Origin of the sequence: Blautia caecimuris (assembly GCF_024622975.1) — a bacterium.
Lineage (GTDB): Bacteria > Bacillota > Clostridia > Lachnospirales > Lachnospiraceae > Blautia_A > Blautia_A caecimuris.
Window position 1 is genome coordinate 40,273 of sequence record NZ_JANJZT010000026.1, and the last position, 16,381, is coordinate 56,653.

11 protein-coding genes and 1 tRNA gene are annotated in these 16,381 nt (G+C 44.0%); 3 read left to right on the forward strand and 9 right to left on the reverse strand.

Translation table 11 applies throughout. The features are described 5' to 3' along the window. Nucleotides 1–19 precede the first annotated feature (19 nt). Together NSA57_RS14925 and purF are read right to left on the reverse strand one after the other, a co-directional pair. Nucleotides 20–1,639 carry a CTP synthase gene (locus tag NSA57_RS14925; protein WP_022066704.1) on the reverse strand — a complete coding sequence of 540 codons (1,620 nt, stop codon included), beginning with the start codon at nt 1,637–1,639 and terminating at the stop codon, nt 20–22. Between the two features lie 199 nt (nt 1,640–1,838). Further along, nucleotides 1,839–3,215, reverse strand: coding sequence for an amidophosphoribosyltransferase (gene purF / locus NSA57_RS14930; protein ID WP_257465263.1), 1,377 nt, complete (start codon nt 3,213–3,215; stop codon nt 1,839–1,841). A 200-nt stretch (nt 3,216–3,415) separates the two neighbouring features. On the opposite strand from purF, the gene NSA57_RS14935 reads away from it, so the two are divergent. Further along, complete coding sequence (locus NSA57_RS14935) at nt 3,416–5,515, forward strand: glutamine synthetase III family protein (RefSeq protein ID WP_257465264.1); 2,100 nt, start codon at nt 3,416–3,418, stop codon at nt 5,513–5,515. A 214-nt stretch (nt 5,516–5,729) separates the two neighbouring features. Continuing rightward, a complete protein-coding gene (locus NSA57_RS14940; RefSeq protein WP_257465265.1) occupies nt 5,730–7,466 on the forward strand; it encodes an ammonium transporter in 1,737 nt (578 codons plus the stop codon). A 104-nt stretch (nt 7,467–7,570) separates the two neighbouring features. On the opposite strand, the gene NSA57_RS14945 is transcribed toward NSA57_RS14940, so the two are convergent. From NSA57_RS14945 to NSA57_RS14965, 5 genes are all read right to left on the reverse strand, one after another. Beyond that, nucleotides 7,571–8,449, reverse strand: coding sequence for a methylenetetrahydrofolate reductase (locus NSA57_RS14945; RefSeq protein WP_022066708.1), 879 nt, complete (start codon nt 8,447–8,449; stop codon nt 7,571–7,573). Nucleotides 8,450–8,487: 38 nt separating this feature from the next. Beyond that, the gene (locus tag NSA57_RS14950; protein ID WP_022066709.1) at nt 8,488–9,111 is read right to left on the reverse strand and encodes a methylenetetrahydrofolate reductase C-terminal domain-containing protein; all 624 of its coding nucleotides are present in this window, start codon (nt 9,109–9,111) and stop codon (nt 8,488–8,490) included. Nucleotide 9,112: 1 nt separating this feature from the next. Next, on the reverse strand, nt 9,113–11,077 hold the full coding sequence (gene rsxC / locus NSA57_RS14955) for an electron transport complex subunit RsxC (protein WP_257465266.1): 1,965 nt from the start codon (nt 11,075–11,077) through the stop codon (nt 9,113–9,115). A 247-nt stretch (nt 11,078–11,324) separates the two neighbouring features. Next, on the reverse strand, nt 11,325–11,972 hold the full coding sequence (locus tag NSA57_RS14960) for a trimeric intracellular cation channel family protein (RefSeq protein ID WP_257465267.1): 648 nt from the start codon (nt 11,970–11,972) through the stop codon (nt 11,325–11,327). A 41-nt stretch (nt 11,973–12,013) separates the two neighbouring features. Beyond that, the gene (locus NSA57_RS14965) at nt 12,014–13,357 is read right to left on the reverse strand and encodes an MATE family efflux transporter (protein WP_138270677.1); all 1,344 of its coding nucleotides are present in this window, start codon (nt 13,355–13,357) and stop codon (nt 12,014–12,016) included. A 498-nt stretch (nt 13,358–13,855) separates the two neighbouring features. Here NSA57_RS14965 and NSA57_RS14970 point away from each other — a divergent pair, with 498 nt between their 5' ends. Next, nucleotides 13,856–14,365, forward strand: coding sequence for a GNAT family N-acetyltransferase (locus tag NSA57_RS14970; protein WP_257465268.1), 510 nt, complete (start codon nt 13,856–13,858; stop codon nt 14,363–14,365). 51 nt (nt 14,366–14,416) lie between these two features. On the opposite strand, the gene NSA57_RS14975 is transcribed toward NSA57_RS14970, so the two are convergent. Together NSA57_RS14975 and NSA57_RS14980 are read right to left on the reverse strand one after the other, a co-directional pair. Next, a tRNA-Trp gene (locus tag NSA57_RS14975) sits at nt 14,417–14,487 on the reverse strand. 183 nt (nt 14,488–14,670) lie between these two features. Further along, complete coding sequence (locus tag NSA57_RS14980; protein WP_022066714.1) at nt 14,671–16,080, reverse strand: MATE family efflux transporter; 1,410 nt, start codon at nt 16,078–16,080, stop codon at nt 14,671–14,673. Between the last annotated feature and the right edge of the window lie 301 nt (nt 16,081–16,381).

A 16,381-nucleotide genomic window follows, 5' to 3' on the forward strand; every position in this document is an offset into this window, starting at 1 on the left:
TCCTCATCCTCCTGTATCTTTAATCAGATATCCTCATTTCCTTCCTGTGTGCACTGGCCGCCTCCACAAATCCCCGGAAAAGAGGATGCGCATGATTTGGTCGTGACTTAAATTCAGGATGTCCCTGCGTTCCCTGAAAAAACGGATGATCTTCCAGTTCAATCATTTCCACGATTCTTCCGTCCGGAGATGTTCCGGCGATCACCATTCCGTTCTCTGACAGTTCCTGCCGATACGCATTGCTGACCTCATAGCGGTGTCTGTGGCGTTCCCTGATCTCCCTTGTTCCAAAAAGCGCCTCTGCTCTGGAGCCCTCTGCAAGAATACAGGGATAACTTCCCAGCCGCAGAGTTCCTCCCAGATCCTCCACTTTTTCCTGATCCGGCATAAGCGCGATTACCGGATGACCTGTTGAAGGAGCCAGTTCTATACTGTTTGCATCCTCATAGCCCAGTACATGACGGACAAATTCTACAATAGCCATCTGCATTCCCAGACAGATTCCCAGGTAGGGGATCCTGTGAACCCTTGCATACTGTGCTGCCAGAATCATACCCTCGGTTCCCCGGTTTCCGAAGCCGCCGGGAACAAGGATCCCGTCCGCTGTATGGAGCAGCTGATCCATATTTTTTTCATTTAATTCCTCGGAATCAATCCATATAAGCTCTGTCTTTGCCCTGCAGGATATCCCGCCGTGCTTCAATGCCTCCACTACACTTAAATATGCGTCGTGGAGCTGCGTATATTTTCCAACGATGGCAATGTTCACCGTTGTTTCCGGAGCCCGGAGATCTGCCACCATCGCTTCCCAGTCACGAAGATCCGGCTTTCTGTTTTCCATACGAAGGCTTTCCAGCACTACATCTGCCAGTTTCTCTCTTTCCATTGCCAGAGGCGCTTCATAAAGATATTCCACATCCAGATTCTGCAGTACATGACTGACCGGAACATTACAGAACAGGGCAATTTTCTGCCGGATTTCTTCGGTAAGAGGATATTCGCTTCTGCATATGAGAACATCCGGCTGGATCCCCATTCCCTGAAGTTCCTTTACACTTGCCTGGGTAGGTTTTGTTTTCATTTCTCCAGATGCTTTCAGATATGGGATCAGAGTAACATGGAGCAGGACAGCATTTTCGTGTCCTGTCTCCTGCTGAAACTGGCGGATTGCCTCCAGAAAAGGCTGGCTTTCTATATCCCCTACAGTTCCTCCCACCTCAATGATGGCGATTCGGTCCTCATCCTGTTTTTTTGCACGGTAAAAGCGGCTTTTAATCTCATTTGTAATATGAGGTATCACCTGAACGGTTCCTCCTCCAAAATCTCCGTGCCTTTCCTTCTGAAGAACAGACCAGTATATTTTTCCGGTTGTCACATTGGAATTTTTGTCCAGATTTTCATCGATAAAACGTTCGTAGTGACCAAGATCCAGATCTGTTTCTGTTCCGTCTTCTGTAACAAATACTTCTCCATGCTGGATAGGGTTCATAGTTCCCGGATCCATATTAATATAGGGATCAAATTTCTGCATGGTCACCTGATATCCTCTGGCTTTCAGAAGCCTTCCAAGGGACGCTGCTGTGATTCCCTTTCCAAGACCGGATACCACTCCTCCGGTAACAAATACATATTTTACCATCTTCGATTTCCTCCTCCAGATCATAAAAAAGCGTCGGAAGCCTGAAAGGGGAGGGTAAGCCCCAAAGCTTCTGACGCCTTTGTCAGATATTACTGATCTGTTTAAAATATGTTCCCTACTATAACCTATTTTTTTTCGTTTGTAAAGATATTTTTAACAAAATTTCAAGTCAGCAAATTTCAAAAGCTCCGATTCGCTCTTATCGGATCTCCATGGGATAATTTCCGTCAAAGCAGGCTCTGCATAAAGGCAGTCCCCCTGCCATCCCTTCCAGATATTCCAGCTTCATATAGCCCAGAGAATCGGCGCCGATCATACGGCAGATCTCCTCTGTACTGTGGATGGATGCGATCAGCTGATCGTTGGAAGGAACGTCCGTCCCAAAATAACAGGGATGAAGAAAAGGCGGAGACGAGATCCTTACATGAACTTCTCTGGCTCCTGCCTTCTTCAGCATATGGATCAGATTGGCAATGGTGGTTCCTCTTACTATGGAATCATCTACCAGAACGATCCTTTTCCCTTTTACTGCTGATTCCAGTACGCTGAGTTTCATATGTACACTGGATTCTCTTTCCTTTTGCGTAGGTTTAATAAAGGTTCTTCCTATATAGCTGTTTTTATAAAAGGCAAGACCAAAGGGAATTCCAGATTCCTCTGAGTAGCCTTTTGCCGCCGGAATGCCGGAATCCGGAACGCCGGTAACCAGATCCGCCTCCACCGGATAGGACCTTGCAAGAGATTTTCCACCCCGGATACGGGCATCATAAATTCCAACTCCGTCCAGAACGCTGTCAAGCCGGGCAAAGTAAATATATTCAAATACACAATGTGCAGTTTTTTCTCCGGCAAGCTCACGGTTGGATCGTATCCCCTCCCGGGAAATGATCACCATCTCTCCCGGCTCCACATCACGGACAAACTCAGCACCTACAGAATTCAGTGCGCAGCTTTCGGAAGCAAGCACATACGTGTGATCTCTTTTTCCAATACAAAGAGGCTTCAGTCCATAAGGATCGCGGACACCGATAAGCTTTCTTGGACTCATGATCACCAGACCGTAAGCCCCCTTTAATTTTCGCGCTGTTTTTAAAACTGCTTCCTCTACGGAATCGGAATGAACTCTTTCTCTTGCAATATGAAAAGCGATTACCTCAGAATCTGTTGTCGTATGAAAAACGGCCCCATTCTGGATCAGTTCCCATTTCAGTTCTTTTGTGTTGATCAGATTTCCATTATGGGCAAGGGCAAGTGTTCCCTTAATATAAGACAGTACAAGAGGCTGCGCGTTTTCTGCCACAGAAGCTCCGGTAGTAGAATACCGCACATGTCCGATCCCCAGATCTCCTGACATTTTTTCCAGTGTTTCCCGGCGGAGCACCTCACTTACCAGCCCCAGATCCTTATGAAACTGAATATTTCCAGCTTCTCCCTTTGTATTGGAAACTGCAAGTCCGCAGGACTCCTGTCCTCTGTGCTGCAGTGCCGTAAGACCATAATAAACAGCCGGTACCACATTCCCTCCTTCCAGGTCATAAATTCCAAACACACCACAGGCTTCTTTTAATTCTGCCATCTTATGTCCTCCTCTCTTTTTCACACTGCCATTATAGTGTGATAAAATTTTTTGTCAAGTTTTTTGTAAAAAGTTATTGACAACCGTAATTTTTTGTGTATACTACTTCACATAAGCAAAGACGCTTTGAATCTTGACCATCAGGATCCGAGGCGTCTTTTTTATTTTCTGAAACCTATACCTGAAAGGAGAAACTCTTTATGGAAAAAAATATTCCCGAACTGTATGGAAGCCTTGTTTTTAACGACAGGATCATGAGGAACAAATTACCTAAGGATATGTACAAGGCTCTGCGCAAAACCATCCAGAACGGCACGCATCTGGAACTGGATGTTGCCAATTCTGTAGCTGTTGCAATGAAAGAATGGGCCATTGAAAACGGTGCAACCCATTATACTCACTGGTTCCAGCCAATGACCAATTTTACAGCCGAAAAACATGACAGTTTTATTTCTCCTGCAGGAGACGGACAGATCATTATGGATTTTTCCGGAAAGGAACTGGTAAAAGGAGAGCCGGATGCCTCCAGCTTTCCATCCGGAGGACTTCGTGCAACTTTTGAAGCCAGAGGCTACACTGCATGGGATCCGACTTCTCCGGCTTTTATCAAAGACCGTACTCTTTATATTCCGACGGCTTTCTGTTCCTACAGCGGAGAAGCTCTGGACAAAAAAACTCCTCTTCTCCGTTCCATGGATACGCTGAACAGAGAAGCCGTGAAGATTCTTCATCTTCTTGGAAATAACGAGATAAAGCATATCAATACCACCGTAGGTCCGGAGCAGGAATACTTTCTGGTAGATAAGAATCTTTACAATCAGCGAAAAGACCTGATTTTCTGCGGCCGTACACTGATCGGCGCTCCGGCGCCAAAAGGCCAGGAAATGGAGGATCACTACTTCGGAACTCTGAAACCCCGTGTATCTGCCTATATGCACGATCTGGATGAAGAGCTGTGGAAACTGGGAATACCTGCAAAAACCAAACATAACGAAGTTGCTCCGGCACAGCATGAACTTGCTCCGGTTTTTGATACCACCAATGTTGCCGTAGACCACAATCAGCTTACAATGGAAATCATGAAAAAGGTTGCTGACCGCCACGATCTGGTATGTCTCCTTCACGAAAAGCCTTTTGAGGGAATCAACGGAAGCGGTAAGCACAACAACTGGTCCATGATCACCGACACCGGCGTAAATCTTCTGGATCCCGGCAAAACACCTGCCGAAAACACACAGTTTCTGGTATTTCTGGTAGCTGTTATCAAGGCCGTGGACGACTATGCAGATCTCCTCCGTATCTCAGTTGCCAGCGCGGGAAATGACCATCGTCTTGGCGCCAACGAGGCACCGCCTGCTGTAGTTTCCATTTTTCTTGGGGATGAGCTGACCGACGTTCTCAGGGCAATTGAAAATGATGAATATTTCAGCAGTCATGATTCTGTGCAGATGGATATCGGTGCCAAGGTACTTCCGCATTTCATTAAAGATACAACTGACCGAAACCGTACTTCTCCTTTTGCTTTCACAGGAAATAAATTTGAGTTCCGTATGCTGGGTTCCTCATCCTCTGTGGCAAACCCCAACATCATCCTGAATACGGCAGTTGCAGAAGCACTTCATCAGTTTTCAGAACAGCTTAAGGAGGTCCCTGCTGATAGAATGGAAACAGCTGTTCACAATCTTCTGAAAGAAACGGTGACTGAGCACAAAAGAATTATCTTTAACGGAAACGGATATACAGATGAATGGCTTAAGGAAGCCGCAGACCGCGGACTTTATAATCTGGTTTCCACACCGGATGCTCTGCCTCATTTTACAGATACTAAAAATAAAGAGCTTCTGATCTCACATAAAATTTTTACAGAACCCGAACTTTATTCCCGCTATGAGATCAAGCTTGAAAACTATGTGAAAACACTTCACATTGAATCCTGCACTATGGCAGAGATCATTCAGAAGGATCTGATCCCGGCTGTCTGCACCTATATGGAACAGATCGCTCATACAGCCAGTCTGAAGAAGGCTGTCGTTCCGGATATCTCTGTCTCCGGCGAAGCTGAACTTCTGAAAAAACTGACGGCACTTTCTGAAAATATGATGACAGAACTTTCCGCCCTGAAATCAGATACCGCCCGGGCTCAGGAAACAGCGGATCTTCTGGAAAGTGCCAGAATGTACCAGAAAACAGTCCTCACAGATATGGATAAACTCCGCAGCTTTGCGGATGAAGCAGAAACACTGCTTCCTGAAACTGTTCTTCCATATCCTGCCTATGGCAAACTTCTTTTTTCTGTATAAACAGAGGTAAGCATTACCAATTTCATATTCAGGTAAATACAGAGGATATCCTGCAAGTCAGACTTGCTCAATTTGATTATCGATTTCCTCATCCATTCGTCATATATCATAACGGATATCCTCTGTTTTACATATTATAAAGCTTCGTAAAGGCGCGAGAAAATCTGATTTTCCCGCGCTTTTTCGATATAAAAAGGAAAAGGGGAGATTTATTATGGAATTTTCAGCAGTAAACACGATCTGGGTGCTGATAGGTGCCGCGCTTGTCTTCTTTATGCAGGCTGGTTTTGCAATGGTAGAAACAGGTTTTACCCGTGCCAAAAATGCAGGCAACATCATTATGAAAAATCTGATGGATTTCTGTATTGGTACACCGACTTTCTGGATTATCGGATTCGGTATCATGTTTGGTACAGGAAACGGATTCTTTGGTTCCATCCACGGAATTGCATCTGAAGCGAACTATGGTAATGCAATGCTTCCGGATGGTGTACCTTTCTGGGCATTTCTTATTTTTCAGACTGTTTTCTGTGCCACTTCCGCCACGATAGTTTCCGGCGCAATGGCAGAACGTACTAAATTTTCCGCATACTGTGTCTACAGTTTTCTGATCAGCCTTATTGTATATCCGGTATCAGGACACTGGATCTGGGGCGGCGGCTTTATCAGCCAGATGGGCTTCCATGATTTTGCCGGCTCCTGTGCAGTACACATGGTAGGCGGTATCGCAGCACTGATCGGTGCAGCCATTCTCGGACCCCGTATCGGAAAATATTCAAAAAGCGGAAAATCCAAAGCTATTCCCGGCCACAACCTGACCGTCGGCGCACTTGGCGTTTTCATTCTCTGGTTCTGCTGGTTTGGCTTTAACGGTGCTTCCACTGTCAGTATGGAAGGCGATGCTATTGTAAGTGCCGGCAAAATCTTTGTAAATACCAACCTTTCTGCGGCAGTTGCCACAGTAGCCGTTATGTTTATCACCTGGTTCCGTTACAAAAAGCCTGATGTTTCCATGTCTCTGAACGGCTCTCTTGCAGGTCTTGTGGCAATTACAGCAGCCTGTGATACCGTTTCTCCGGCTTCTGCAGCGATCATCGGCATCATTTCCGGTTTTGTAGTTGTATTTGGTATTGAATTTATTGATAAGGTTCTGAAAATTGACGATCCGGTAGGCGCAGTTGGTGTCCATGCCTTAAACGGAGCCTTTGGTACACTTGCCGTTGGTCTGTTTTCTGACGGAACAGGAACAGGCTGGAAAGGACTTCTTACCGGAGGCGGCTTCCATGGTTTCGGCATACAGCTTCTTGGTATGTGCATCACCATTGGCTGGGTAGCAGTTACTATGACTATCATCTTCCAGGCACTGAAGCATACTATGGGACTTCGTGTTTCTCCGGAAGAGGAAATTGCAGGTCTTGACGGAAAAGAGCATGGTCTTGCCAGTGCTTATGATGGATTTGTTGTTCATGATACCATGTCACCGGTTCCTACACCTATGGGCGTAACAAAAGAAGCTTCTGTCCCGAATTATTCTGCCGCCTCTGCTCCTGCAGAAGCCATTCCGGAAATTCCCGCAGAGGGAGTTCACAAACTGACTAAAATTGTTATTATCACCCGTCAGAATAAGCTGGAAGATTTCATGCATGCCATGAATGAAATCGGGGTCACCGGAATCACTATCACTAATGTGATGGGATGTGGGGTACAAAAAGGAGCTCGAACCTATTACCGTGGTATTGAAATGGATATGAATCTTCTTCCAAAAATTAAAATTGAAATTGTTGTCAGTCTGGTTCCGGTTCAGACAGTTCTGAAAGCAGCCAAAGAAGTGCTTCATACCGGACAGTACGGAGACGGCAAGGTATTTATCTATGACATCGAAAATGTTGTCAAGATCCGTACCGGAGAAGAAGGATATCTGGCACTTCAGGATACACAGCCAATCGAATAATTATCCGTTTCTTTCTCAGGATAAGACAAAGAGACTGTGGTTTTCAAACAACCACAGTCTCCTTCAATTTGGGAAATCTATTGTTTTTGCAGCTCCGGGACTGATCAGATTCCGGCCAGTTTCAGAACTTCCGGAACTTTGGATTCCCAGCCTAATGCCATGATATGTACACCCTGGCAGTATGGCTTACATTCTCTGATAATACGGGCAGCGATCTCAACTCCGGTAATACCGGCTTTTGTTTTTTCTTTATCTGCTTTCAGTTCATTGATCATATCTTCCGGAACATGAACGCCTGCAACATTGGCATTCATGAATCTTGCCATTCCCACTGATTTCGGAATGATGATACCGATCTGAACAGGTTTTCCGAACTGTTTTGCTTTTTCCATAAATTTAATAAATTTTTCCGGCTCAAAAACAGCCTGAGTCTGGAAATAGTCTGCTCCGGCAGCTACTTTACGTTCCATTTTTGCAAGCTGCGCATCAACAGAGTCGCTGCACGGAGATACAACAGCGCCTTTTGCAAATTTGGGTGGCTCGCCTACCAGCTGGTTTCCACCCAGATCAACACCTGATTCCAGCTGTTTTACCGCATGGATCAGAGATACGGAATCCAAGTCAAATACCGGTTTTGCCTGCGGGTGATCACCCATTTTTGTATGATCGCCTGTGAGAAGCAGAAGGTTTTCGATTCCCAGCATTGCTGCGCTTAAAAGATCAGACTGCAGCGCAATACGGTTTCTGTCACGGCAGGTAAGCTGGAAAATAGGGGTAAGGCCTTCATCCTTCAGAGCCTTACATACGCCCAGAGAACCAAGACGCATAACAGAAGACTGATTATCTGTTACGTTTACCGCTGTAATATCGCTTAAATATGTTTTTGCTTCCTCCAGCAATCCCTCAATATGAATCCCTTTCGGCGGTCCTACTTCTGCTGTTACTGCAAATTCACCACGTTCAAATGCTTCAGTAATTTTCATCGTACATTGCTCCTACTCTATAAATTTTAACCGTTGTCTTATTTGGACACTTCATCATCCGTTGCGAAATTACGGATCTGTGTGGGGCATTTCAGCACATCCAGGCGTCCGATCTGTGCCAGACGTCTGTAAATGCGCTCCCAGCCGCATTCCATTTCGCTGTCCACTTCACATTTTCCATCCTTGCAGCCACCGCACTGTCCATTGACAAGGCTCTTGGAGCAGGCAGTGATAGGACAGATTCCTCCGGTTAAGTTCAAATAACATTCTCCGCACTGGTCGCATTTATATTCCAGAGGAGTCACACCCTGAAAACCCGGCAGCGGATATGTATCACAGGCTGCATATACCGGCTTGTCTTCAAGATATTCTGCAACTGTCTGTACTCCTACTCCGCAGGAAAGTACCAGAACAGCATCAGCCTCCTGAATTTCGCTCATATGTTTTTCAAGACGCAGCTTCATGTTTTCCGGATTACAGATATAGTCGGTTGTAATAAAACCTGTCAACTTCCCGTCAGCAGCCAGCTCCTTGCGGAGTTCCATGGATTCTTTTTCCGGGAAATGTACTTCCTTACATCCCTGGCAGTTGATCATAAAAACTTTTTTTCCGTCCACCAGTGATGCGATAGTCTCTTTTGATTTCAGTTCAGTAATCAGCATATCACTTCATCTCCCTTATCGCATTTTTTCCGGCTTTGATCTTGCTTACCAACGGAATCTTGGAGGAACAGATAAATTCACAGGAACGGCACTCCACGCAATCCATTACGTTCATGTCTTTCATACCCTGCCAGTTCTGCTCATCCGCAAATTTTGCAAAATACAGCGGTGAAAGTTCCATTGGACAGACGTCTACGCAGCGTCCGCATTTAATACACTCCATTGGCTGAGTCTGGTCAGTATCAATGGCAATGATTCCATTGGAGCCCTTCATCATAGGAACATTGAGATCGGTAAGCTCAAATCCCATCATTGGTCCGCCCATTTTGATCATAACATCGTCATCTGTCGTTCCGCCGCAGTAGTCGATCATTTCCTTCACACTGGTACCGATCTTGACAATATAGTTTCCAGGATTTTTGATCTTCTCTCCGGTTACGGTAGCCACACGCTCGATCAGCGGCATTCCTGTACGGATCGCGTCAGAAATCGCTTTAACGGTACTGATATTGCTGACAACCACTCCTACATCTGCCGGCAGCCCGCCTCTTGGCACGGTTCTTCCCATTACACGCTTGATCAGAGTTTTTTCTGCTCCCTGCGGATATTTGGTCTTAGCAGTCACCACTTCAATATTGTCGCAGTCAGCAAGCTTCTCTTCCATCAGCGCAATGGCATCCGGCTTGTTGTCCTCGATCACAATGATACCCTTCTGAGCGTCAACAGTCTTAAGCACTGCCTTCAGACCATAGATAATGTCATCTGCAAATTCCAGAAGCACTCTGTGGTCTGCAGTCAGAAGAGGCTCACATTCGCATCCGTTCAGAAGAACTGCTTCAATCGGTTTGTTTGGTTTTAATTTAACAGCAGTCGGGAAACCGGCGCCTCCCATACCTACGATTCCTGCTTCACGGACAATTTCAATGATCTCATCCGGTGTCAGATCCTCGTATCCTTTATGTGGTTTTACAGATTCATGCAGAGTATTTTTTCCATCAGATTCAATGACAACAGCCATAACCTCACCGCCTCTGGTGGCATGGAGGCGCGGTTCTACTGCAACTACAGTTCCGCTGACACTGGAATGTACAGGCGCACTGATAAAGGCTGATGCTTCACCGATCTTCTGACCTACCTTAACGGTATCGCCCACCTGCACAATCGGATTTGCAGGAGCGCCAAGATGCTGTGACATGGAAATAACAACTGTCTTCGGCTCCGGAAATCTCTTAAGAGAAAGATGCTCACTGAATTCTTTACGCTCTGATGGATGAACACCGCCATAGTAGCCTGCGAATCGTTCTTCGCGGACAGCTTTTACATAATCATTGATCACCTTGAAATTGGTTTTGGAATAATCACGAAGCTGCACCGGCTGGTTTAAAAATTCCTCAAGACGACCCTGTTTTTCAAGTCTTCTGTAAATTTTTTCCCATGCGCAGTCTTTGTTTCCGTCTACCTCACATTTACCGTCCTTTGCACCGCCGCACTGTCCGTTGACAAGACTCTTGGAACAGTCAACGATAGGACAGATTCCTCCTGTAAGATTCAGATAGCACTGTGCACAGGCATCACAGCTCTTTTTGGTCAGAGCCATTCCGTGATGTCCGGTATAGTTCAGAGAGTTGCTGGCAGCATATACAGGCTTGCCTGCAAGGTCTGCAACTGTCTGAATACCCAGTCCGCAGGAGATCACAATAACATTTTTTGTTCCCTCCGGAATGATATCCTGTAATTTTTTCTCAGTCTGAGTTTTGTTGCACAGGAAATCAACCTTTACACTGCCCGTAACTGTTTTTCCCTGTTCAGCAGCAAATTTCTCAAACTCACCACATTCCGGTTCTTCAATGGTTTCAAATTCCTTGAAACACTTGTTACAGGCAACAACGAACAAATGATCCTTATCGGCCAATAATTCTGCCAGTTCATCGTTACTTTTTAACTTATACTTGGTGTAGTTTTCCAATTGCTCACCTTCCTTGTCAAATTGATATACAAGCTTTCTGCTTCTCTGTTTCGCTATTTTTTCCCTCTGCATTTAGAAAAATAACAGGCAGATCACTCAGCTTTGCAGTTAGTACACTTTAGTATAACACACATTAGCCATATTTTCCATTTTAATTATATATTTTTCATCACAAATATGCATTGTATACAAAAAAACTCCGGTCTTTTTCGCCTGATTCTGCTTATGCTCCCGTTTTCCGACAGGCCTAGTCCTCTCTTTTCAGCCTTGGAAGATTCCATCTGTAATGAGCCGCCAGATAACGGATCAGAAATACCACCGCAGAAGCCCCTACCATGGCTGCCACCGTCCCGAAGCTTCTGTACATATACACACATACTACTGCTCCCACAATCGAAGCGCAGGCATAAATATGCTTGACAAAGATATAAGGTGGAACTCCTGCCATCATATCTCTCAGAAGTCCTCCTCCTACACCCGTAATAGTTCCCACAAATACCAGGAGAAACGTATTGTCCATATACCCGTGACGGATTCCTGTATTTACACCTACCACAGTAAAGATCCCAAGTCCTATGGTGTCCATGATCAGCATAAAACGGTCATAGATTTCCCTGAAATGGCCTTCCACAAGCTCTTTTTTCAGATAAAGCACCCAGAACACCACACAGGAGGTTGCAGTTGCCACAATCGTATAAACCGGCTTCTGAAACATTCCCGGAGGAATGATTCCCAGAACAATATCGCGGATCATACCTCCGCCTACGGAAGTGACTACTCCAAGAACACAGACACCAAAAATATCCATTCTTCTGCCCACTCCTACCATGGCGCCGGAAGCTGCAAACGCTATGGTTCCAATAATTTCCATAATAAAAGTAATGATTTCCTGCATAATTTCATTTTTCTCCCCATTCCATTGATCTTGTTTTTGTATCAGTCATGCTGTGCCCCAAGCCGGTTCCGTATCCTTTTATAATAAAGAAATCCTGCCAGATCTGCCAGGATCCAGCCAACAGGGATTGCCCACCAGATAGCGGACACCCCGAACTGCGGCATTGGCGCAAATAAATAAGCCAGAGCTACTCTTGTTCCAAGAGAAAGGACTGTCAGAATCAGCGACATCACCGGACGTTCAATTCCCCTGTACAGTCCGTACAATAAAAACAGGCACCCGATTCCCCAGTAAAAAGCGCCTTCTATATGAAGATAATGAACGCCTGCACAGACGATCTCCGGTTCTGCTCCTGACAGAAAAATTCTGATGAGAGGCGCTGCAAAGATCCACACCAGAACCGAAACAGCCACACAAAAGCCTGCAGATACTTTCACAGCAAGCCCGGAAGCCTTCCGAATCCTGTCGTATCTTTTTGCTCCGTAATTCTGAGAAATAAAAAGAGAAAACGCATTTCCAAATTCCTGGGCAGGCATGTATGCCAGAGTATCAATCTTTACTGCCACAGCAAAGGCAGCCATGATCACTGTGCCAAAGCTGTTTACCAGCCCCTGGATCATCAATATGCCGAAATTCATCACAGACTGCTGGGCACAGGTCAGCATAGAATACTGAACTACTCTGTTCAGTGTTTCCCGTTCCATGTGCATATGCTCTTTTTTCAGCCTCAGAAAAGGAACTTTCCAGATTGTATAGCCAGCTATCCCGATTCCGGATACTGCCTGAGCAATAACCGTTGCCTCAGCTGCGCCTCCCACTCCCCTGTTCATTCCTGCCACAAACCAGATATCAAGAATAATGTTTAAGACAGATGAAACTGCCAGAAACCACAGAGGCACCACAGAATTTCCGATTGCCCGAAGCAGACAGGAAAAATAATTATACAGAAAAGTAAACATAATTCCTGCAAAAATAATTCTGATATATGTATACATAAGAGGATAAACCTCTTTTGGAATCCGCAGCAGGTGAAGAACCGGTTCTGTCCATATAAATACTGCCACATTCATAAGAACTGTCACAGCACCTACAAACAGAAAAGATACCCACATACTTTTTTTCAGTTCCTGCTCATTTCCTGCCCCATAGGCAATGGAAAATACAGCGCCGCTTCCCATACAGAGACCGATGGTCACTGAAGTCAGAAAAGTCATCAGCGTATAGGCCGATCCTACTGCCGCCAGGGCTTCTGCTCCCAGAAATCTTCCAACCACCATAGTATCTGCAATATTATAGACCTGCTGGAGCAGATTTCCCAGAATCATGGGAACCGCAAAAATCAGCATGGTCTTTAAAATACTGCCTTCTGTCAGATTTTTTTCCATTTTTACTGCTGTTTTCATTACCGTGTTTATAACCTTTCACCACTGATATGGATAAAATTATAAGATATTCTGTACAAAAAAGTCAACACAGGTCAGCCCGGAAACTATATTTTTTCTAAATACAGGAAAAAGATAATACAGGAAAAATATCGAAAAAGCATCAAAAAAATTGAATTTGTATGGTATTCTGTTACTTCCTATATTATACTTAGATTGATTTTATTTAAGGAGTGTTTTATTTTATGCGTCTTGCAAAAAAAGCAGCAGCTTCCCTTTCTGTTTACTGTTAGCTGCTGTGCATGAAATAAATCAAACAGCTCCAAGGAGCCTGCTATCACAATCCGGTTCTGTCCCATTATATTTTGCGTACTCACAGTTTATATGGGAAAATACAGGAACAAAAAACAGACTGCAATTACAGGTGAAGTTTAAAGACAGGGAAGTCCACAGGAATATTTGACGCTTACGATAAAATTTAAAATAAAGGGGAAAACAAAGATGATATTGGAAACAAAACGATTATATCTGCGCGAAATGAATCCGTCAGATTTTAATTCTTTATGCAGGATTTTGCAGGATGAAAAAGCAATGTACGCATATGAAGGAGCATTCAGTGATCAAGAAGTTCAGGAATGGCTTGACAGACAAATTTACCGCTATCAAAAATGGAACTTTGGTTTATGGGCCGCTATTCTGAAAGAAACAGATAAAATGATAGGACAATGCGGACTTACAATGCAGCAGTGGAAAGATCAGGAAGTTCTTGAAATCGGCTATCTGTTCGAAAGATCACACTGGCATCAGGGATATGCCACTGAAGCGGCAAAAGCATGTAAACAATACGCATTTGAAAAATTAAATGCCAGTGAAGTATGCTCCATTATCAGAGATAGCAACACAGCCTCTCAAAATGTGGCAATGAGAAACGGCATGGTCATGAAAGATCAATGGATCAAGCACTATAAAGGAGTTGATATGCCTCATTACCGATATGTAGTTTATCGCTGATAAAACGAAAAACCAGAATTACCATTTCCAGGTAATTCTGGTTTTTATTAGCAGGGGATGAGAGAATCGAACTCCCACCAAAGGTTTTGGAGACCCCTATCATACCATTTGACCAATCCCCTTTGCGATTACTTTATGAATTATACATTCAAAAGAAACAATTGTCAATAGATGAATACAATTTTTTGCAAAATCTTTCAATAATTGACCGGGGGAAATTGACCAGGATTAACCAAGATTGACCAATAATTCAGAAAACCCATATAAGACAAATTCTCATCTTATACAGGTTTTCATCATTCTGATTACTCTGCTACAAAATTTTGCAGCCATACTCCTTTTTTTACAAGAATAAATCCTATCAGTGATTTAATAATATCTGCAGACTGAACCAGAGCAAAAATAGCTACCACTGACAGATTTGTATATCTGCTTAAAACAAACGCAAGGCTTACACTGACGCACCACATAAATACGCTGTCAAATAAAAATGTAACAACTGTTTTTCCTCCTGACCGCAAAGTAAAATACGCAGCGTGAAGAAATGCGCTGTTTGGCATAAAGATTGCTGAGATTATGATAAACCTGCAGGCCAGCTCCTTTGCCTGTGGGTTAGTATTATAAAGCTCAGGGAAAACAGGCGCCATTATAAGAAGTATCAGAGCCACTCCCATACAGCAGAATATAGAAAAAGCAATCATTTTATTGTCTGTGTCTCTTGCCTTTTTCATGTCTCCGGCTCCCAGAAGCTGTCCTACCACAATGGCAACAGAATCGCCCAATGCAATAAATACGATGTTAAAGACATTGCTTATGGTGTTGGAAATATTCTGGGCTGCCACAACGTTTAGTCCACGAATGGAATAGCACTGAGCAAGCACAGCCACTCCGCATGCCCATAAAGCTTCATTTAAAAGCAGCGGCGTACCTTTTACAAAAATCTTCCAGACCAGATTTCGCGGCACCATCAGCGTACGGTACAGACCTTTGATAAAAGGAAGCTTTTCTGTGTTTCTGGATGTCCAGATCAGAATAATAAGAACCTCCACATAGCGGGAAAGCACGGTTGCAATTGCCGCACCCTGAACTCCCAATTCAGGAAATCCGAATTTTCCATAAATCAAAAGATAGTTAAAAACAAGATTTACACAAACGGCCGTAACTCCTGCCTTCATAGGCAGAACTGTTTCTCCGCATTCTCTCAGAGTACTGGAATATACCTGCCCTAACATAAAGGGCGGCAGACCAAGCAGCATAATATAAAGATATTGCTTTCCATACATCAGTGTAGATGTTATCTCCTCTGCGCTTCCTTCCCCATGAAGATAAATACGAATCAGAGCATCCCCTGATACCAGAAATACAAGAGCAGTTACCACGGTCAGAATAACTGCCAGCCAGAATTTATAACGAAAAGTCTGGCGTACACCTTCGTGATCCTTTTGTCCAAAATACTGTGCAGTAAATATCCCTGCGCCTGCCAGTCCGCCAAACATACATAAATTGTATACAAAAATCAGCTGATTTACTATAGCAGCTCCTGACATCTGCTCAGTTCCGATCCGGCCAATCATAATATTGTCAAGAAGACTTACAAAATTTGTAATACCATTTTGGATCATAATAGGAATAGCAATGGCAAGTACCATCTTATAAAACGCTTTATCTCCTATAAATTTTCTCCAGAATCCTGTTTTTTTCTGTGTCATTTCCATGAATTTCCTCCTCTCCTGTTTCTATCAATGGACTTTCTTCCGCATAAACGCACTGAAACTAAGAATACTATAGAAAGAGAATATATTCAAGTTTTTTGTAATGACCAAAAGAAAAATATCCGCAAACACATATCTGATAATAGGACTTCTTCTAGGTTCAGATAACTTTTCGTATTAATCCAGCTTACAGGCAGCTTAAATAAGTTAAATATATTTTTAAATAGAAAAAACCAGTACTTCTGTTCAGTACTGGTTAAGTTGCACATTCAAAACTACATACATGTTGACATTTGGAATCGTG